The following is a 21,501-nucleotide window of genomic DNA, read 5'->3' as shown; positions in this document are numbered from 1 at the left end:
AAAGTCCCGGCAGTATTACCGTAAATGCTTATTCTGCCGGGACTTAATGTATTGAAAATACCCTGTTTACCTTACAACATTGAACTTTTTGTTTAGCTGGATACTTGGTGCGCTGCCGTTTAATATGTATTCGCCGCTAGCCAGTCCTTTCAAGTTAATCTGGAAAGCATTATTGCCCCTCGCCAAATTAACATCCATTTTTTGAACAATTTTTCCCACAACATCTATAATGTATAATTTAGTTTTTAAAGCTTTATCTGATTGAATGATTACATTCAGTAAATCCCTCGCAGGTACCGGGTAAAGCACAACTCCCATATTATTAAATTCACAATTAGAAGAGATTATACTTGTGTAAGTAAAATGACCGTCAAGGTCAACCTGCTTAATCCTGTACAAAGCCGTTCCGGAAAATACATCAGACTGTTGATAGGTATGAGCAGTTGAAGTTGTCCCTGATGCATTAATTCTTGCTACAGCTGTCCAGTTATTTCCATCTGTACTGCGTTCAAGTTCGTAATAATTTGAATTGGATTCTGATTCAGTAGCCCACCTAATAACAGAGCCGCTGTTGGTACAATGGGCATCAAATTTGGTGAAGACAACGGGGAGTGGCGATCCTAAAAAGAGCGGCGTAGTATAAGTAAGTGAATTTACAGGATATTCATTAGCCTGATCATCAGATACTGAATATGATGATAACGGTCCCGGTGTCCCAGTTGAACCGGAGTTAATTATAACATAGCCCCCTTCTGGAGATGTATTGCCCAATGTCCATAAAGTAGCTGTAAAAACATCCACCCAAGTGCTTGTAAGATTTATGCCGGTTCCATCCAGCGTTCCTGCTACCGTTCTATCAAAGGTTTGTCCTCCGGTTGTTTGGGAAAAAGCTGCACATTGGTTAACTGTTGTATAAGCAAAACCTCCTGCAACAAATGCCGCAGAAACTGTTACGTTTGCCGGATTAGATACAACTGAACAGCCGGGCGTAGTTGGGATCATCGCAGCACTGGATTGATAGCTCCATCCGGTTGCCAACACGTTGATATTATTAACTGTTGCACCTGTCGTATGAATTTGCAATGTAAACGTAACCGAACCTGTAGCGGGTCCTGCTCCATCAGGATCTACACTACTATACGTAGGGTTTGACAGGCGCCATTCAAAGGTCTGTGCATTTGTTGTAAGCGATGCAGATAAAAAAATTACAAAGGATAGTATTATAATTTTATGTAAGTATTTTTCCATGATATTTTTTATAATATTTTGACTGAATTATTCAACAATGGGGTCTGGAATATTTGTCTGTACCTGAGCACTTAAACGTGTATTGCCATTAGCTATCGTGGGCGCACTACCGGAGCCCAATGATGAAATAGTATTTTTCGTTAAACTGACATCTGTACCATTAATACTATTACTTAAGTTAGCATCCGTAAAGAGATAACCAGTGGCCAAAGATGAAATAGCTAATTTAATGGAACTAACATCCGTTCCGTTTACAACTCCATTTTTATTCGAATCACCAGCCCAAAGACCATATTTTAAGCCACCTGAAAGTAACTCTACAGGGTCAGAAGTAGCGCCGGAAGCTTTATAACTATTTGCGAGTAGGGAGTAGTCGTTTGTAAACGTTCCGGCAGGATTGGAGGGAATTGAATTACTCATTACCCCCAGATGGTTACGATGTCTTATCACTATAAACGAACCTCCTTGTTTGGTTATATTAAATGATATTGGGGTTACTCCATCAAGATCAACCACAGTTCCGTTATTTAAAAGAAATCCTGCTTTACGCCCGGTGATAGTTGAGGAAGTAGCATCTGATGCTAAGCCTGATGCGGGTTTACGATGTTCAATAAGTACCCAGTCGACGATATTTGAATTGGGAATGCCGCCCACAGATTCCGTTCCGGTATAATTAAAAGGAGTAGTGTTATAGGGTTGTGATAAAGGAAGAACACCTGCCGAATTGAGCGCAGTATTCATTGAAGTGCCGTTCCATGCTCCACGCAAAAACGCCGTTACATTAAATGTATATTTCGGATCTGCAAGTTTCCATTCCAGGGCCATGTCTGCTGCAGAAATACCGGTGGTAGAAACAAAATGATTTACCACATCATGTGTTACGGGTATTAAGCGAGCGTTCCATTCGCTTGAGATTAATTCCCATGGAACAACATTAGCTTCAACATTTGTATTTAATTCGTTAGTTGCATAAGGAAAACGTACGTCAGCACTAAATCCTGAACCTCCTGTTTGAGTAAATAAAAATTTCCTTTTGACTTCCCTTTCATTTTGTGTGGGATCTCCTCCGCCGCTTTGCGGAATCATAGTAACGGTAAGTTCAGTGGGACTTGTTCCTCCATTTGTCGTAACCTGCATATTCGGTTGATTAAACACAAAAGCAGTTCCATTAGTCCAGCCGGTTCTTTTAACACTGCCAACGATTTCTTTTCCCGTGCTAAAATTATATACTGCCGCGACGGGGGAGGTTAATGTGAAAGACGGATTTAAAATTGGATCGGTTGATAAACCACCTGAAAGATAATCGAGTTTTGTATTTACTGTTGTTGTTCCACCCAATTTTACACTATCGGAAGCCGTTGTTTTATTAATGGTAAGATAGTTTATAAGAGAACCTCCGCCTGTCAGGGTATCCTGACCAGTGCCCGACATAATCAGAGAATCCTCATTAGCAGTGGAAGTATAGGTTCCGGAGTTTATAAAATTACCCTGTACTTCAATTTTACCATCATTGGTGATAGTGCCGGATACATTTTGCAGATTCCCTGCAAGCAGCATGTAACCACCATTTTGAATTGTTATGGTTGCACCGTTGTTGTACAACTGGCAATATGCCATTAATGAACAAAAAACTGAAAGAACGGTGAATAGTAGTTGTTTAATCATATTGCCTATTTAAACTTCCAAATTAATACGTAAGATTAATCTGGATGAATAGATGAAAATTATTTTAATTTATTTATAGGAAAGGGATTAAATCAACCAGTGGTTTAATAAAGGAGAGTGGTAAGAGGCGGTAAAGTTATTTTTTTCTTTTCAATTCTTCAATTTCTTTGGCAAGTAAATTTATTTTCTTCATTTTAGGCGGGTATTTAAACTTTTTATAATCCCAGGAATGGCGTTAAATTAATAAAGGTTTGCGGAGAAAAATTATGAGGATGAAGGATTAAAGATATACTGCCCCAAGGGTTAAATAAAAAATATTATTGAAAAGATAAGGACTAAATTTAAGTTATTACTATTAAATGTAAAACGGGTTTGCTTATTTATAATAATAATGCCGCGAATGCTGCAAACAAAGCAGGAATCATTACTATAATGCCCAGTTTAAGAAATGTAAGAGCACTTACATTTTCACCTTCACGGCGTAAGGCAACCAGCCAAAGTATTGTAGCCAACGAGCCCGTAACCGAAAGGTTAGGCCCTAAATCAACACCAATTAAAACAAAATGTTTTATAAGTGACGAAACTCCGGATGCCTGCACAACGTTACCAGCTATGAGCCCGGATGGTAAATTGTTAGTGAGGTTACTGGCAAACGCTACAATAGTGCCATTACGCCATGCCGTTAGTGTGGCACATTGAGCAGCATCGTTTTTTAAGATATTACTGAGTGAAGTGATGAGGCCGGTTTTATCGAGAGCCTCAACGATTATAAATAGACCAGCCACCAGCGGAAGTATCGACCACGAAACACCTTTCAATATTGCCCATGGCTTTTTGTTTGCACTTACCAAAACAATTAATGTGGCCAGTGCGCCGGAGATGGCGGTGGGCAGCCCTAACTGAATGCCAAATGAAGAGGAGACCAATAAGATAATTGCTGTGGCTATAATAGCGATACCCGCCGTTTTACCTTCACGTGAAAGTGGTGGTATAATTATTTTTGTCTCAACGGTCTGTTGTATATCCTTTCGCAGACGCCAATATAATAAAACGTAAGTGATGCTAATTGCAAAAAAAGATGGTAAAATATAAGTTGAAAGCCACTGTAATAACGGTGGCATGTGTGATGCATAAATAACAAGGTTAGCCGGATTGGAAATAGGAAGAACAAATGAAGCGGCATTGGCAATAAATGCACAAATAAAAAGATAGGGGAGCGGCTTTTTTACTTTAGCAGATTTTACGGCCGCTGCAACAGCCGGTGTAAGTACCACGGCAGTTGCATCGTTCGATAAAAAAGTGGTAACAATAATTCCGACAACATAAATCAATAAGAACAATAAAGTAGAAGACCCTTTGGCATAATTTATAGCATGTGCAGCAAGCCAGTCAAAAAGCTTTTCTTCTCTTGCAATTTCAGCCAGCAGCATCATACCAATAAGAAACAGGTAAACATCGGTGCCTTTTTCTATTCCGCGTAAAGCATCTAACGGCAAAATCAAATGCAGGGCAAGTAATAACAAAGAACCGGCAACAACCCATATGGCTTCCGGTAAGTGATAAGGGCGTATAATAATGCCGGCTACAGATAAAATTGCAATGGCCCAGGTGATCAGGTAAGGAGTCATATTCAGGGGTTAAAAATACAGGATCTCTGAAACAATCAGAATATAAGTAAGTTCAATACTATGATTCAAAAAGAAATCCCGGCCTTTTTATCCAATAGGTTATGAAAAACCGTTGTCGAGGTAAAAAATTAAAACGCATTAGTGCGCTGCTTTTTCCACATTTAACATATCGTAAAAAGATATAATATACTGATAATCTTTTAAATAGATAAATATATCCGGGCCTTTAGTAACGTGAATTTGAAATTATTTTTTAACTTTAATAATCAACCTAAACTTTCAAAAACTTGTATAAATTATTCTCGTGAAAGACTGCAATTAACCCGGGAGAGATTCCGGGTTTTTTGTGTGCGAAACTTTCTTTAAACGCTTGCTTCACTTCGTAAACACAGTTGCCCCATACCTTATTCCGAACTCCTCCATTTTCCATTAATAAACGTCAGGATTTTACTTCCCATTTTTTAGTTCGATTTGTCGTCGACTTACGAGGATGATTTAAAACAAGTGTAAAATCAGTAATCCGCATGATAAGCATCATTTAAATTAGGGCGGTTCAATATTAAATTTACCCAATGATTATGGTGTTGAGGAATTCAATTCTCGAACCTTAAGATGTCATTTGCCAAAAGTTATCAAGCGAACCTTTTGTTCCCCAGGGCTCACCAATAATATAAAGGTGATTTGTCAATTAAAGCCATTAAAACCACAAGAAAAAAAATGCATTCAATCCTGGTATTTAAAATGAAAAGCCATCATTTTAAATTAGAAACTTATGCAACAAAAAATCTCCAAAGCGAAAACAATTAAAATCCTTTTATTTGCTTTTGTCCTGTTTGCGGCAGGAACAACAAAGGCCCGCCTGAGTACCAACACACCAGCTACTTATCCGAATTCATTGCTTTCCTTAAAGGGCTTCATGATGCAAGTCTCGCCCGGCGATACTACCTATCGCATTATCCCTTCGGAGGGCAATACATATGGATATGATATATCTATAAATAACAAGCTACTGATACACCAGCCAAACATACCCGGAATGTCAGGAAACAAAGGCTTTGAGAAAAAAAGCGATGCAGAAAAAGTAGCCCGCCTGGTGATAAAAAAATTACAACAAGGCATGATGCCTCCAACAGTTGAAAAAAAAGAGCTTGACAGCCTGAAAATAAAATTTTAAAATTTTAAAACTTAATACAATGAAAAAGACTTTACCAGGCTATGCCAGCAGCCGTAAGCAAAAACTATTTGCAAGCTGGGCAACTTTATTACTTTTATTAATTTCCTTTTTTTCTTTTGCACAGGCTGATACCTGGCAATATACTGGGGATAATCTTCTAGCTAATCGTTCATACCCGGTTAGTTTCAGTATAAATGGTTATGGATATGTGGGCACAGGACGTGACGATAAAAATGTATTTGAAACCCGTGTCTTCTATAAGGATTTTTGGCAATACGAACCATCCACACATAGTTGGACACAAAAAGCAGAGTTTCCCGGATATGCAAGGTCGGAAGCAACTGGTTTTAGCATTGGTAACAAAGGGTATATAGGGTTTGGAGGAGGAAAGGATTTTCCATTAGTTTATAATGATTTTTATGAATATGACCCTGTTGCAAACAATTGGAACAGAATAAAAGATTTTTCAAATGGTATGTTACCGCGAACACGTGCTGCAGGTTTCAGTATCGGTGGCAAAGGGTACGTAGGTACTGGAGGTATTTCGATACCGGTCGGTACTATAGTTAGTACTCTTCTGAATATTTTTACCGGGCTATCCTTTATCGATAGAACTATCATAAGTAGTTTGGTTCCGAGTACTACTTATCTCATGAACGATTTTTGGGAGTACAGCCCTGATACCAAAAGTTTTAGGAACGTATCGGATTTTGGCGGATCAAAAAGAGATGGTGCTGTGGGTTTTAGTATTGGCAACAAAGGATATGTGGGTATGGGGGGGGGGCAAGAATGACTTTTGGGAATACACTCCCGCTACCGATCACACTACTGATCTATGGACAGAAAAAGCAAATGTGGGTATAGATCCCTTTAGCCACGTTCCTTGTGGTTTCAGCATGGGCACAAAAGGATATATGTGTTCCGGGGCAGATTTCAGAGAGTACGACCCGGTTACCAATGCCTGGACTCCAAGAGCAAATTTCCCCGGACCGGGAGTTTCAACTGCTACAGGTTTTAGCGTTGGTAGCAAGGGGTACATTGGTTTTGGTGAGACTTCTGAATTTTATAAAACCATTTTTGGCATTCCTACTATTTGGAAAATTCCAACAAATAAAATGTATGAGTATACTCCAGTGCCCTATACAAGTATTACATCAATTACAGCAATTTCTCCTACTTCTCCTTCTATAAAAGCCGGGTCATCATTTTCTGTGGCATTTACTGCAGTAGGCAATTTTAATCCCGGCAATGTTTTTACCTTACAAATTGGCACACCTGATGGTAATTTTTTTTCCGGAGAGGTAATTGGCAGTACTACCACAAGTGGTACAACTGGTACAATTAATGCAACCATACCGATTTGCTCAGGGGCAGGGTCAAATTATCGTGTTCGTGTTTTAAGCACTGACCCGCTTGTTGGAGGACCTGATAACGGATTCGGTATAACCATTATCCCAATCCAACCCAAAATACAATGTAATGCAGATATTGTTGTAAATGCAGAAGCAGGTAAGTGCGGTGCGACTGTTAGTTACGATCCGCCTGTTGTTACAGATGCCTGTGAAAATACATCGGTGGCACAAATCGACGGACTTGCTAGTGGTAGTTTCTTCCCGGTTGGTATTACTACCAATAAATTTGTTGCAACCAGTACATCAGGCCAAAAAGATACCTGTAGCTTTACTGTAACAGTTCTTGTTATTCCACCCAAAATACAATGTAATGCAGATATTGTTGTAAATGCAGAAGCAGGTAAGTGCGGTGCGACTGTTAGTTACGATGCACCTGTTGTTACAGATGCCTGTGAAAATACATCCGTGGCACAAATCGAAGGACTTGCTAGTGGTAGTTTCTTCCCGGTTGGCAATACTACCAACAAATTTGTTGCAACCAGCTCATCAGGCCAAAAAGATACTTGTAGCTTTACTGTAACAGTTCTCACTATTCCACCCAAAATACAATGTAATGCAGATATTGTTGTAAATTCAGAAGCCGGTAAGTGCGGAGCCACCGTTAGTTACAATCCACCTGTTGTTACAGACGCCTGTGAAAATACAACGGTGGAACAAACTCAAGGACTCGCCAGTGGCAGCCTCTTCCCCGTTGGCAATACTACTAACACATTTGTTGCAACCAGTTCATCAGGACAAAAAGACACCTGCAGCTTTACCGTAACAGTACTGGATAAAGAAATCCCGGTCATTACGCAGGTAAGTGCCAGTCCTTCTTCCTTATGGCCTCCAAACCACCAGATGAAAGATGTAACTATTAACTATACAGCATCGGATAACTGCGGAGAGGTTACCAGTACACTTTCCGTAAGCAGCAATGAACCTGCGAATGGTACAGGGGATGGCGATACTTCACCTGACTGGATCATACTAAACGATCATCACGTACAACTGCGTGCCGAAAGATCAGGCAGGGGTAACGGAAGAGTGTACACGATAACGATTACCAGTACAAATGCTTCCGGTAATACTTCAACCCAAACAACCCAGGTAGTTGTGCCGCATAACAGCAACGGCAAGATGGATTATGTCGATCAGTTGTTTGATTGCAAGGTGATACCGAATCCAAGTTCACAATATTTTGAATTGCAGGTGAACTCCGGTTCTAATGAAAAGATCGAAGTGAACCTGTATGACATCAATGGAAAGTTCCTTTCAAAGATGAATGCGGCTAAAAACCAGGCGCTCCGCTTTGGAAGTAACCTGCGGCCAGGAACCTATATGGTGGAAGTAATACAAGGCCAGCAGCACCAGAAAATTTATTTGATAAAACAATAAGTTGGGGATGATTAAAAAGCTCTCCTGCATATTTTGCAGGGGAGCTTTTTATTATATGCCTGATTTCTAAAGAAACTAAATAAGGCTTCATGCAGTTAAGATAGCGGTGATGCTATATCATAACTGTTCCATTGTAACGGTGACGTATAGTCGAAATAATAAACTTTTTCTATAAGAGGCGAAACAATTATAGCAATACTTTTCTTATGAGTGTTTTGATCCAGGTTTTTTATAACCCGGTGGAGTTTGACTACAACAGGTCTTACCTTATCTTCAGGATATTTTCTCATTAATTCATTTTCATTTTTGGCAGCAGCGGCATTTACTACTTTTTCAAAACCTGTTTTTGTATTCATCTTTGGATCAAATGGAATAAGCAGGAAAATGTAGGGCAGGTCTTCGGGCATGTCAGTAATCTCATCAAATTTCTTTGCAGTTTGCATAATGGATTGAGTTTTTGTTTGCGCAAAAATATAGGCCCGTTCAATTGTGATTTATGACTTCGGTCATATATAGAAATGAAGTGTATCGTGGTCTCATTTTTTATTAGAGCAAGCAATTAAAAGAATTTAAAAGATATGACAAATTTCCCAAACAATAGGAATAAAAAGCTGTTTGGTTGTTGTTTGCCATGGGAATTCCCATGGCAAACAACAATGCATTAATAAGAAATAACCCCCAGATCATCACCTGGCGATACCGGGGTTGTTTTATATTTATTTGCGTTATACAATTGCCGTCCATTTAACCAGGAAAATGATTACGATCATGCTTAAAGCGAGCAGAATGAACCGTAACCGATAAAGGGCGACGACGTTTAAAAATATCCATTAGAGTTTTTGCAATATGAATCAGCGAAATTGCGTTAAATGAAACGTCACGGACATATTTATTTTATTAAAAACTAACCGCATGAAAAACAATCTTAGTTTGCTCGCGATAGTGCTTGTGTTATCTGTTATATTTTTATCGGGCTGTAATGGCTCCCGCTATTCACAAGGCGACCGGGGCGACCGTCGTTCTTACCATAATCATGGCGTAAATAACCGCAGTTACAGGGGTTATTAATTCCTGTTATAAAAAGTTGAACTAAAAAAGGAACGGTAGCTGCCATAAAAAGTTTCACCTTTCGTCTTCATTTTAATGAGTTGAAGGTTAAGTTTAACACGTACAAGCGAGCGGATATTCTATTAAATTTGATAAAACGATTTGTATAATAATTATATACTAAAAAAATTATCTTCTCGTTTTAAAACTATCACGAAAAATAAAAAATTTGCGATATGGAACAATTGCAGGAACAAGTAAAAAAGGAGATAATCAGGCATCCAACCAGGAACATCGATATAGAGTACGAGCCCGGTAAAACTACCTTTACCGCACAGGACGAGGAGTTTCTTGCTGCGTATATACGACTACATGACTTTGAATTTGAAATGTATCAAACTGCCAATAAGCTGTATAATGAATTTTTACCGGTAAATAAAACGTTAGATGCATTGCGTGATGAATTAACTAAGGCAGAGGCGACATTTAATGACAGCTGCTCTCTTGCTGATAAGCTGAGCGATGCGAGCTATGACGTTGAAGAAACAAGTTTGGAGAAACTGGCAGAAAGCCAGATGCAAACTGAAAAGGAACTCGTGAACTATAGCGAGAAAATTAAAAAAGTGTATGAAACGCTTCAAAAACTTGCAACAGAAATAACGAAATATAATGAAGCAAATGAAGGTGACATCGAAGCTATATATGATAAATTTTCGTCTATACGTGTCGCTCATTCTGCAAACTGGCAAATTAATACCATCAACATCGCAGCGTTTGAAGATGAATTTGAAAAATTTCATAGTTACAGGAACGTGTATGAGAAGCGTCGTGAAACCCTGATGGAATTTTGTGACTCAACATTAGATAATTATTCAAAACTGAACCAGCAGTCTACTACCTTATATAACCTGTGGAAGGAGTTTTTAAAAAGGTGCAAGCTCCTGAGAGCAGTTGCTGAGCTTCATTCTCAAACGATTATTATTAGTAATAATTAAAATTCTTCGTTGGCGTCCCGTTCATATTACGGCTAAGCCCTGTCTTATTTTATATGCGATTAGTTGATTCCGGCATGCGATTTTTTTGCCGGTGAAACTTTGTATAACGTTCAAGCTTATTCGAACTGGGAGTAAGCAGCGATCTCATTTTTTTAATTTCAAAGCGCTGGCTTAATATTATTCCGGTAATTGCCGGTATATATTTCCTTACTTTATTTACCGGTATTTTTTGCAAGTTCATTTTACATCTTCTTTCACGAACTTGTGCAACAGAAATTATAGCAAATGAAACAAAGAATTCTATTTTTTATGTGCCTGCTGATTTCTGTGTTTACGGAAGCGCAGGTTAAACAACCATTGCCTGATAACTGGCGGCTGGCATTGGAGCGCAAAGATGGCAAACAAGTGGTGTTTCAATTGTTACGAGGGAACGAAAACGGCAAAATGGTTTTATATGTTATTAATGCAGCAGAGAGAATAAAAATTACTGATGTAAAGATAGCCGGAGACTCGATGTTCTTTACAATGCCTGCCTTTGAATCGTCCTTTAGGGTAAAATTACAGGGCAATGGCAATATGAAGGGAATTTATTTAAAAGGCACATCAGGCAACACGCAATACTGGCCACTCAGCGGTTATGCAAATATCCCTGATCGTTTTAGCCCTGTTTACGGCGAAGCAAAAAATAATATATCAGGTAAATGGGATGTTAGTATCACAAGAGCCAATGGCTCGAAACGCAAAGCCGTTGCAGTGTTTGAGCAGAATGGAAATAAACTTACCGGGAGCTTTCTAACTCCGTCTGCGGATTACCGTTACCTTGATGGAATTGTCACTGGCGACTCGCTTTTTCTATCGGCTTTTGATGGTGACAACGTTCATCTGTTTGAGGCTAAAATCAGTGATGCGAATACCATTTCGGGAGGTATTTTTTATAATGGCTATATCGCTAAAGAAACATGGACTGCCCAAAAAAATAATTCTGTTGCGTTGCCCGAAATAGATGATCCAACACGGTTACGTGAAGGTGCATCAAAACTGGATTTTACTTTTAATAACCTGCAAGGTGTTCCGGTATCAATAAATGACGAAAAGTATAAAAATAAAGTTGTCGTAATTCAGCTGATGGGAAGCTGGTGTGCTAATTGCCTTGATGAAACAAAGTTTTTGTCTGGCTATTACAAGAGAAATCGTTCAAAAGGAGTAGAGATAATTGCGTTGGCCTATGAATTAACTACTGATGCTGCGCGGTCCCAAAAAAGCTTGGCCAAATTTCAAAAATTATTTGATGTACAATATCCCATGCTTATTACCGGTGTTACTGCCGGTGATGAAAATAAAACTGAAAAAACCTTGCCGCAGCTTACTCCAATCAGGTCTTTCCCCACAACTATTTTTATAGATAAGAAAGGAAATGTAAGGGAGGTACATACTAACTTTTATGGCCCCGCCAGTGGTGAATATTATATAGCATCTAAAAATAAATTTTATGAAACGGTGGACCGGCTGCTTAATGAATAAAGATTATCCTTACTGATGATATAGCTTCCTAAATTGAGAAGGAGAGGAGCGAAGAGAACTCCTATATTTCTCAAATTAATTCCTATTTTACAATTTTAATTCATTATTAATAATAAATACAACGCTATGCGGTTTTTATTCTGTATGTTTTTTCTTGCTCTTTCCATTACTGCGTGCAACCATTCGCAGCAATACGATACGATTATAAGAAATGGAATAATCTATGAGGGGAGTGGAGGAAATCCTTACAAGGGCGATATAGGCATCAATGCGGATACCATTGCGTTTATTGGTAGCCTGACGAATGCTCATGGAAAAAATGAAATCGATGCCAATGGAAAAGCTGTTGCACCAGGATTTATTAACATGATGGGTCATTCTGAAGAAAGTCTCTTCCAGGATGGCAGAGCTCAAAGTGATTTAAGACAAGGAGTAACAACTGAAATATTTGATGAAATGAGTTACGGCCCTTTGAATGCCAAAATGAAAGAGCAACTTCAAAAAAATGAGACCGATATTAAATATCCCGTAACATGGAATACGCTTGGCCAATATATGAATACACTGGAGCACAAGGGAATTTCCTGCAATATTGCTTCTTTTGTTGGGCTGGGTACTGTTCGTCAATATGTAATTGGCGAAGACAATAAAGCCCCTACCGCCAAACAACTGGATAGCATGAAGATATTGATTGATACTGCCATGCGGGAAGGTGCGCTGGGTGTTACCTGTGCATTGATTTATGCCCCGGATAACTTTGCAAAAACAAGTGAGCTCGTTGAGCTTTCAAAAGAAGCGGCTAAATATGGCGGGACCTATATAAGTCACATACGCAGTGAGGGGAATCAACTAACGGAAGCTATAAACGAAATTATAACGATTGCAAAACAATCCCATATTCCGGTTGAAATTTGCCATTTAAAAGCAGCCGGTAAAAACAATTGGAATAAGATGGATAGTGTAATTGAAATGGTGGAAAGCGCACGCAAGCAGGGTTTGGATATTACCGCAGACATGTACACCTATACTGCGGCAGCAACTGGTCTAACGTCATGTTTTCCACCGACATTACAGGATGGAGGTTTTGGAAAATTGCGGAAACGTTTGCAGGATCCCGTAGTAAGAAAGCAAATGGCTAAAGAGATGAATGAAGATGTACAAAACTGGGAGAATTTATATTATGGCGCCGGTGGCGCAGACAATATTTTATTGCTTTCATTTAAGCAAGATTCTTTAAAAAAATATACAGGCAAAACATTAGCCGAAGTTGCAAAGATGCTTGGTAAAACGCCTGAAGAAACAGCGATGGACCTTATCATCCACGACAGTACCCGTGTAGGCGTTGCTTATTTTTTAATGAATGAAGAAAATGTGAAGAAACAAGTGGTATTGCCCTGGGTAAGTTTCGGGAGTGATGAACCTTCTTATACACCTGAGGGTATTTTTCTGAAATCAAATGCACATCCCCGCGCCTATGGATGTTTTGCAAGGGTAATAGGCAAATATACCCGTGATGAAAAATTGATGAATCTTCAACAAGCCATTTATAAATTGGCAAAACTTCCGGCTACTCATTTGAAACTTTACAAACGTGGCGGGCTTAAAACAGGTTACTATGCGGATGTAGTAATCTTTGACGCTAATACAGTACAGGATCATGCTACTTATGATAAGCCGCATCAATACGCAACAGGAGTGAGCGATGTTTTTGTAAATGGGATACAAGTTTTAAAAAATAATAATCACACAGGTGCAATGCCTGGCAGGTTTTTAAAAGGGCCGGGCTACACTTCATTAAAATAAATTGTGCGGACGATGAAACAACCTGGTTATACAGTTGTCAAACAGGTTCGATCAATCGATTTTAATGATAATAACTTTATCCGATGATACGCTGCATGTAACCGTGGCGCCTACACTAAAATTTGTTTCTATAATTTGTAAGTAAAATCGAATTTGTTCCCGAACATAATATCTATTAAAAAAAATAAATGAGGAATGGTCCAATGGTTTACTTTATAAATAATTTTTCAAATTTACTGCAGCAATATTTTTATAGTCTTAAACTTAAGCGTTTCATCAAACGATAGACGTCCTTTAGCATCACTTTTAGCTTTTTTCAACAACATGTTATCAACATAAATTGAATAAACGCTTCCGGGTTTAAGATCATTAATGGTATAGGTTATATCGCCGGTAGAATTCTTTGAATCCTGTTTCCAAATCAACGTTCTGCTATTACATTCAATGATAGTGAGATTAAGATGCATCCTATTACTTATAGTTGCTTTTAAGGAAAACTCAGCATTTTTATTATTAAAATACAGCGCACTATTGTTGGTTGAAAAAAAGCCAAAATCATTTTTTGCGCTCACGCTGAATTGCCCGTTTGATATGGTGTATAGATTCGTCTCGAGACCAATAACTAAGCGCTGTCCCCTGTAATTATAATTCAATTTTGAACCGGAAAGTTCTTTTGTAAGATGAGGGTTTAAATAGAACCTGTTGTATAAGGGATTGAAACCGTAGATAGCCTGGTATAAGCCAACAACCGCAAGGCTGTTTCCCGAAAGAATATCGTCACCCTGGCCATCTTGTTTTTTGCGGGAATAACGTTGAAACGCTAAACCGTCAATGCTGTCCTGCCGCAGGATATTTTTTACATATTGCAAAGCAAGCTCAGGCTTCCAGGAGGCATAGGCATTTACACCCACACTTCCCCACGATAGAAAGATATCACCATTTTCATAGTAAGGAAAGGGAAACTGGTAATCTAATCCTTCATCCCTTTTATAAGGAAACATACTGATAGGCCAGAAGAACAAATGTTCCTTTTGCATCTCTGCTTCTATCTTTTCTAAAATTGAATTATGGCGGGTAGAGTCATCGCAAATCCCGTAAGCAATGGCCATAAAATTCACTGGCGTCACGAGGTTATCGCCGTGTATGGAATTATCCTTATCTCTCCAGTAATCGTAATAACCTTTGTCATCATTCCAAAAGCCACCGTTATGTATGCTTTTGTTAAAGCTCGCTTTAAGTTTTTTCGAATAGCCGGCATAGTAAGATGCTTTTTGAGTGTTACCCAACTGTTGTTCAATGCCCGCCCATAGCGTCAATGCGTGGTACAACTTTGCATTTACAAAAGCATTTTCATAAGATGCCCAAATGATATCTATCCAGTCGCTGCTTCTTTTTTCTGTGTGGTTGTCGTTCATCATTTCAACAAGATGATTTCCATTAGTATCTCTTTTCAAAATAAATTCCAAAGCTTTTTCGCAAGCTGCTTGTTGTTTTTTAACCCAGGTTTTATCGCCTGTCTGGTCGTATAGTTCAGCAACATTGGTAACAAAATCCGGGTTGGAGTCCATAAGGTATCCCCATTGGGCCTCATAAAAACCTTTATCAGTAAATTGGCCCGGCATCGCATCTTCATTGGTATAAGCCCACCGCGGCCATACGCGACCGTTAGGTTTAATAGCATTATCACGATAAAAATCAAGACATTGTTTATATCCCTCCAAATAATGGGGATCATTTATGCCAAGCCCCAATTGTGCAATGTATTGCTCATGCAGGCATATAGGCCCGTAGGGCGTATGCCAGCTGTTACCGCCAAAGTGATTCGCGTCTATCACTCCCATTCGGGCAATCGTATTTAAAACAGCAGTCACCTGTTTGCCATTAATACCTTTGAATTCGCCGCGGCCATACTTTTTTGCGTAGTCAAAAAAAGAAAAATTGATGCTCTGCGATGTTGTGCCGGCCAATAATTTGAAAGGTTGCCACACATCTGTTTTTTTTCGGATGAAGCGGCGGCGGTGAGTTCCGGAATCATAACGGGGTACCATTTCTTTTGTGGATATAGCGATGCTATATGCCAGTTTATCATCATTGGTGCGGGTATATTTCATGGCCACCTGTTCGCCCGGCGCATCCACCGAAATGTTCAGCCCTTTATTTGTTTTACTATTCCAAAAAGACGCTTCGTTTGTATGAACACCATAGGTGCAAAGTTTTTCATTAAATAAATAAAACCATGCTATGCCGCCAAAGCCCTGGAAAGCACCTTCCCATGTATTGATATCATTGAATTCGATTGCGGGAAAAGAAACAGATGCTGCTTCAAAAGCTTTGGAGCAATTTCTTGTTATTATAAATTTTATTCCCGTATCGCTCACCTGGAATTTCCAGTTTTCGTGTATTTTAATTTCATCATCGCCATAATTAACACCATCAACGTTTATTGTGTTGGCTGTAACAGAAACAACTGGGGAAGCAGCGAGGTGTAAAGTAGAAAATGTCTTATTTGCAGTTTTTATTTCGGAATAAATTCCGGTGGCCTTGTCAAGCACTTGTTGACCGTTTACCTGCACACTCGAAATCCTGCATTCATTGTCGTAGCTCAACACAAATTTTATTTTATTGTTGCCGAAGGTAACGGCATGAAGCCGTTGATCGTTTTTTAACTGGAATGATTGCGAATAACAAAAATTAAATGACAAAGCAAAAGCAATAACCGGAAACAATATTTTATTCATCATAGCATTTATTAAAAAGGGAATTTTTTAAACAGTAAACCAAAAATAAAATATAAAAAGCTCAATTGAATATAATCTGTATTATTTCGTACTGTATGCCACTGTTGTTCAGCACTATTATACTACCTAAACAAATTTATACCAGGATGTAAAATTCGTTCTATACGAACAATTCATTCCTGGAATAAAATAAAAATGGCATCATTTTCGTTATACTACTATTGAAAAGATATTTAAGTTATGAATATATTAGAAAAACAAAGGAGCTTAAAGTACATCTTTATAAGCATTATCGTAGCAGCAGCAGGAGTCTTGTCAGCACTGTGGGTATATAGCGGCACTTAGGTTTTTTTACCTGGCTCAATTGCCAAAAAATATGCAAGGACCTCTTGTAAGAGGGATGATAGTTCCCAATAACAATCACGATTATCCGCTATGACACACAACTCTTTCAATTTTATCTAACAAGCTTTAAAAATTCCTTCTCACTATTCGTGAAAAATAATTTGGGTAAACGGTTTAATTGTAGAATTTCCGCTTCTAAAAAATTGCAATGGTTGGAACGGAACATCGTTATCATAGTCTTTATAATGGTCTCACTATTTCCCTACACATTAGTTAGCTCTTAAAGTAACGTCAACTGTCAGCCCTAATGGTTTATTAGTAGGTGTTCTCAATTTGCCGAACACATTATAGATTATGATATTGCCTTTTACATAAGGTAATAATTCAGGGCTATTTGATGTAGTATAGTCATAGGTATCGTCGTAGGTGGCGGGGAAGCCGATGGTAAAAAGTTGTAGAGGATTATTGTTTGAACTCGATTGAAGTGTTACCCGTGCACTATCAATATTGGCCAGATTATCGTACGCATCCGGGTTAGTAATTTTTATGGTTACTTTTTTTATTTTAACGGAGTTAACCGCATTTGCTCCAAAAACACCGCCGGTACTGGCTCTTACAGAGCTATCCAGGTTGATGTAATAAGAATAGCTTCCCAGGGGAATTTCGCCCGGTGGAACACTGTAAATCTGTGGAAGGATCAATTGAAATTGAGGAACTGTAACATCTGTTCCGCCATACACAGCAGCAAGTACTTTTTTACAGGATGAAAGATTAATGAATATTAATCCTCCTATTAAAGAAATTAAAATTAATCGTTTCATACTCTCTTTTAGGCTAGTTTATAATAGGTAAATTCAGGCTAATTTCCGAAAATTAAAATAATTCAAATGGAATGATTTTGAAAAAGATTGCACCTTGCAGCATGGCTGAGATTATTATAATTCCGGTTCTTTTTAAGATTCTCTTATATAAAGGCTAAGTTTACCCGTAAATTCATGAAATTTTATAAACTTTCTTCTTCCTATTGTATAAAGGTTATTTCAACCTGCCACCCATTCCAATGATGAGTCATTTTATGATACATAACGGAACGTTATTCTGAACAAAAAATTGTGATAATCGGTTTCATTAAACCCGATTGACCACATTAACACTTATTGCGAAATGCCGCAATTCTTTTAGACTCCGTTAACCATTTGTGAAAGGAAAAGATTATTTACGCAATGCTTTTACTTGCGGAGGCGTAATTGCAGGATATTTGTTACCCCAACTATTTCGCACATAATTTAATACATCTGCAATTTGTTCATCGCTCAAATAATTTTGCGGCTGCATATCGTCATTGTATTTTTGGCCATTTACAATTACTTCACCGGTTTGTCCTTCAAGAATTATATTGATCAATGTATCAGCAGATTTTTTTAAATAATCTGATTTCGCCAGCGGCGGATAAGTATTCTGCGGATCAGTTCCCTCTGCCATGTGACAATCCATACAGTTGGCGGAGTACACTTCTTTACCACGCTCAATGCTTTTATTAAGATCATACTCCTGGAAAAAAGCCGTGCAAATAAAAAATATACTTAAAGTAACAACTAAGGGGATCCATACTTTCTTCATGTTTTCAAATATTTCAGGTACAAATTATATTTGGTATTCACCTTTTACAACTCACAATTATACATTATTAATATCAAACGGTAATCTCCTGATGCGTTTACCCGTCGCAGCAAAAACCGCATTGCATAATGCTGGCGCAAAAGGAGGTAAACCTGGCTCACCAACGCCTTTTATCTTCGGACCTCCATTTGCAAGAATATGTACTTCAACAACAGGCATTTCATTAATGCGAACAATGGGGTTATTATTATAATTGGTTTGAATAGTATGCCCTTTATCAAATGTAATTCCATTTTTAATGGCTGCTGATAAAGCCATTGTAGCAGCACCCTCCACCTGGTTTTTTACCATGTCGGGGTTAACCACTGTGCCAAGATCAATAACTGCGTAAGCCTTTTCAATTTTTATACCGTTTCCGTTTTTGGATACTTCTACCACATACCCGGCAAGGCCGGCAAAAAATTCATATTGTGCTACACCACGGCCCCAGCCATTGGGTAATGCTTTATCCCAATTGGAAACTTCTTTGAGCTTGCGTAAAACATTTGCCGTATCTGAATCTTGCGGAATCATTGCTAAACGGAATTCCATCGGGTTTTTATTTGCTTTTACCGCCAGTTCATCAACAAAACATTCATGTGCAAATGCAAGTGTAGTACTTGTTACGGCACGCCAAGCTGCAAAAGGAATATGAGATTCCGCATTTACATACATGTTCTTCATGTTTTGAAAGTCATACTTCTGTTCGCTGATCCCTTCCGTCATTGTGCGGTCCGGCTTTGTTTTGTCATAATTTTCATGTTCAGACGCGTTGATAGAAGGTGAAATTACTTTATGCTGAAAAGCTACTACTTTTCCATCCGAAGACAGCGCTCCCTTCATTGCTGAATAGGTCATCGGGCGAAATGGGCCAAGTTGTGTATCATCTTCTCTTGACCAGATTACTTTAACCGGCTTCCTGATTTTCTTTGAGAGTTGCACTGCCTCATCAATAACATCATTGTATAACCTCCGGCCAAAAGCGCCTCCGCTAAACAATACATTTACTTTTACATTTTCTTCGGGTATGCCATGACCTTTGGGCAAACTGCTGGCAAGATCGCCCGGCACCTGGGTAGAAGCCCAGATCTCGAGTTTATTATCATCGTACCAACTTGCAACGCAATTCATTGGTTCAATAGGAGAGTGTGAAACGATAGGTGTTTCATAAAAAGCATCGATCTTAACACCGGCTTCATTATATGCTTTGTCAAAATTCCCTTTTTCATGATCAACTACTCCTTCCTTTTTAGCGAGGTCACGCAGACTTTGATCATATTCTGTTGAATTAAAGTTCTCGTTTCCCTGGTAGTCCCACTTTACCGAAAGAGCCTTGCGTCCCTGGTAAGCTGCCCAGTAATTATCAGCAATTACGGCAATACCCTCGTGCTTGTATTTACCAAAAATACGGTCACACGTTTCTACCGACAATACGCCTTTCACTTTTTTTGCAGCAGTATCATCATAACTTACCATCTTCGCACCGAAAACGGGGCAATGCTCGATAGATGCGTACACCATACCCGGCACTTCCACATCGATACCAAATACAGCTTTGCCGGATGATTTTAGCGGAATATCAGGGCGCATCGTTTTCTTTCCTAATAATTTGAAATCTTTTGGGTCTTTAAGTTTGGGATCTTTAGGTACTTCCAATTTGGAAGCGGCTTCAGCAAGATCACCATACCCAATACTTTTACCAGAAGGTTTATGAAAAACCTTTGCATCACCGGCATAACATTCTTCTACGGGCACCTTCCATTGCTGACTTGCTGCTTTTACTAACATTTCACGGGCAGAAGCGCCTGCTTTTCTCAAAGTAAAATAGTCAGAGCGTACCGAACTACTGCCGCCTGCAAATTGCCCGCGACCGAATATTTTTTGACCGCCGGTTTGTTTAATGGTGACTCCATCTAACGGCACTTCCAGTTCTTCGGCAATCAACGATGGAATCGATTGAAAAGTTCCCTGTCCCATTTCCGGCCTGGGATTAAATATGGTAATGGCTCCGCTTTTTTCAATCATTATAAATGGTGTTAAATCATATAATGCTGCATCATCACCGGGTTTAGCAATTTCAGCAAAGCCATTATTGCTTTTGAATGAAAGACCGATAATTAAACCTGCACCGGTAATGCCTGTAAATTTTAAAAAGTTGCGTCGGTTTATATTTGATAATGTTTCTTCCATAATAGTAAGGTTGAAAAAGTTAATAAAATAAAGAAATGAATCGCAGCAGCCTAACATAACGGGAACGCATGTATGCAGTTATCCCGCTAAATTAATTCTGCTGCCCGATGAATGGCGCTGCGTATTCGCTGGTAGGTTCCGCAGCGGCAGAGATTTCCACGCATGGCCGCATCAATATCCGCATCAGTAGGCTTAGGTTTATTTTTTAGCAATGCTACAGCGCTCATTATTTGCCCAGACTGGCAATAGCCGCATTGAGGTACCTGCATTTCAATCCATGCTTTTTGTACAGCATGGTCAATATTTTCGGAGATACCTTCAATAGTAGTTATTTTTTTACCTGCTGCAGCGGTTACCGGCAACCTGCACGCACGAACAGGAGTGCCATCAAGATGAATGGTGCAGGCTCCGCATTGGGAAATGCCGCAGCCAAACTTGGTTCCTTTCAAGCCTACAAAATCCCTGATAACCCATAACAAAGGCATCTGTTGGTCTACATCTACTTTATAGTTTTTGTTGTTCACATTTAAAGTATATTCTGGCATAATTAGAAATTTAAAAGGTGAGAATTCTCTTTTGAAATAACTGTGCTTTAAGATACTAAAATTACATCGATTATTTTATTTATCAGTATATAAAAACCATTATTAGAAAGAGCCACCCTATAATAAAAAAGTTTTTCATTCAGTTACCGCCTTA

At 38.8% G+C, this 21,501-nt stretch carries 16 protein-coding genes; 7 read left to right on the top strand and 9 right to left on the bottom strand.

Going from position 1 to position 21,501, the window contains the following annotated elements; all coding sequences use genetic code 11:
* Nucleotides 1-66: 66 nt before the first annotated feature.
* The 3 genes from FW778_RS17475 to FW778_RS17465 all read right to left on the bottom strand — a co-directional run bounded on the left by FW778_RS17475 (nt 67) and on the right by FW778_RS17465 (nt 4,541).
* Complete coding sequence (locus tag FW778_RS17475) at nt 67-1,248, bottom strand: T9SS type A sorting domain-containing protein (protein WP_150416143.1); 1,182 nt, start codon at nt 1,246-1,248, stop codon at nt 67-69.
* Between the two features lie 27 nt (nt 1,249-1,275).
* Entirely contained in the window at nt 1,276-2,913 is a 1,638-nt protein-coding gene (locus tag FW778_RS17470) for a hypothetical protein (RefSeq protein WP_150416142.1), read from the bottom strand.
* A gap of 380 nt (nt 2,914-3,293) precedes the next feature.
* Nucleotides 3,294-4,541 (bottom strand): arsenic transporter, encoded by a 1,248-nt coding sequence (locus FW778_RS17465; protein ID WP_150416141.1) that lies wholly within the window; start codon nt 4,539-4,541, stop codon nt 3,294-3,296.
* A gap of 772 nt (nt 4,542-5,313) precedes the next feature.
* Between FW778_RS17465 and FW778_RS17460 the strand changes: the two genes are divergently transcribed.
* From FW778_RS17460 to FW778_RS17450, 3 genes are read left to right on the top strand one after another with little or no spacing between them, the layout of a single operon-like run.
* Nucleotides 5,314-5,715, top strand: coding sequence for a DUF4907 domain-containing protein (locus FW778_RS17460; RefSeq protein ID WP_150416140.1), 402 nt, complete (start codon nt 5,314-5,316; stop codon nt 5,713-5,715).
* A 19-nt stretch (nt 5,716-5,734) separates the two neighbouring features.
* Complete coding sequence (locus FW778_RS17455; protein WP_150416139.1) at nt 5,735-6,508, top strand: Kelch repeat-containing protein; 774 nt, start codon at nt 5,735-5,737, stop codon at nt 6,506-6,508.
* Entirely contained in the window at nt 6,444-8,504 is a 2,061-nt protein-coding gene (locus tag FW778_RS17450; RefSeq protein WP_150416138.1) for an HYR domain-containing protein, read from the top strand. The genes FW778_RS17455 and FW778_RS17450 overlap by 65 nt, the downstream gene beginning before the upstream one ends.
* Before the next feature lie 95 nt (nt 8,505-8,599).
* Here the strand turns inward: FW778_RS17450 and FW778_RS17445 are convergent, their stop codons facing one another.
* Entirely contained in the window at nt 8,600-8,947 is a 348-nt protein-coding gene (locus tag FW778_RS17445) for a hypothetical protein (RefSeq protein ID WP_150416137.1), read from the bottom strand.
* Nucleotides 8,948-9,416: 469 nt separating this feature from the next.
* On the opposite strand from FW778_RS17445, the gene FW778_RS23250 reads away from it, so the two are divergent.
* From FW778_RS23250 to FW778_RS17430, 4 genes are all read left to right on the top strand, one after another.
* The gene (locus FW778_RS23250; RefSeq protein ID WP_202552330.1) at nt 9,417-9,572 is read left to right on the top strand and encodes a hypothetical protein; all 156 of its coding nucleotides are present in this window, start codon (nt 9,417-9,419) and stop codon (nt 9,570-9,572) included.
* 215 nt (nt 9,573-9,787) lie between these two features.
* The gene (locus tag FW778_RS17440) at nt 9,788-10,546 is read left to right on the top strand and encodes a hypothetical protein (protein WP_150416136.1); all 759 of its coding nucleotides are present in this window, start codon (nt 9,788-9,790) and stop codon (nt 10,544-10,546) included.
* A gap of 285 nt (nt 10,547-10,831) precedes the next feature.
* On the top strand, nt 10,832-12,067 hold the full coding sequence (locus tag FW778_RS17435; RefSeq protein ID WP_150416135.1) for a TlpA disulfide reductase family protein: 1,236 nt from the start codon (nt 10,832-10,834) through the stop codon (nt 12,065-12,067).
* Between the two features lie 126 nt (nt 12,068-12,193).
* Nucleotides 12,194-13,870 carry an N-acyl-D-amino-acid deacylase family protein gene (locus FW778_RS17430; protein ID WP_150416134.1) on the top strand — a complete coding sequence of 559 codons (1,677 nt, stop codon included), beginning with the start codon at nt 12,194-12,196 and terminating at the stop codon, nt 13,868-13,870.
* Between the two features lie 233 nt (nt 13,871-14,103).
* Here the strand turns inward: FW778_RS17430 and FW778_RS17425 are convergent, their stop codons facing one another.
* The 5 genes from FW778_RS17425 to FW778_RS17405 all read right to left on the bottom strand — a co-directional run bounded on the left by FW778_RS17425 (nt 14,104) and on the right by FW778_RS17405 (nt 21,347).
* Entirely contained in the window at nt 14,104-16,611 is a 2,508-nt protein-coding gene (locus tag FW778_RS17425; protein ID WP_150416133.1) for an alpha-L-rhamnosidase-related protein, read from the bottom strand.
* 611 nt (nt 16,612-17,222) lie between these two features.
* Complete coding sequence (locus FW778_RS17420) at nt 17,223-17,774, bottom strand: hypothetical protein (protein WP_150416132.1); 552 nt, start codon at nt 17,772-17,774, stop codon at nt 17,223-17,225.
* 391 nt (nt 17,775-18,165) lie between these two features.
* Nucleotides 18,166-18,573, bottom strand: a complete 408-nt coding sequence (locus FW778_RS17415) for a c-type cytochrome (protein WP_150416131.1) — start codon at nt 18,571-18,573, stop codon at nt 18,166-18,168.
* Between the two features lie 57 nt (nt 18,574-18,630).
* Complete coding sequence (locus FW778_RS17410; protein ID WP_150416130.1) at nt 18,631-20,802, bottom strand: xanthine dehydrogenase family protein molybdopterin-binding subunit; 2,172 nt, start codon at nt 20,800-20,802, stop codon at nt 18,631-18,633.
* Between the two features lie 86 nt (nt 20,803-20,888).
* On the bottom strand, nt 20,889-21,347 hold the full coding sequence (locus tag FW778_RS17405) for a (2Fe-2S)-binding protein (protein ID WP_150416129.1): 459 nt from the start codon (nt 21,345-21,347) through the stop codon (nt 20,889-20,891).
* Nucleotides 21,348-21,501: the final 154 nt, after the last annotated feature.

The sequence above is a fragment of the Ginsengibacter hankyongi genome (assembly GCF_008710285.1).
GTDB lineage: Bacteria > Bacteroidota > Bacteroidia > Chitinophagales > Chitinophagaceae > Ginsengibacter > Ginsengibacter hankyongi.
The sequence above is the reverse complement of the archived record's forward strand: the minus strand, read 5'-3'. Positions and strand labels throughout refer to the sequence as shown.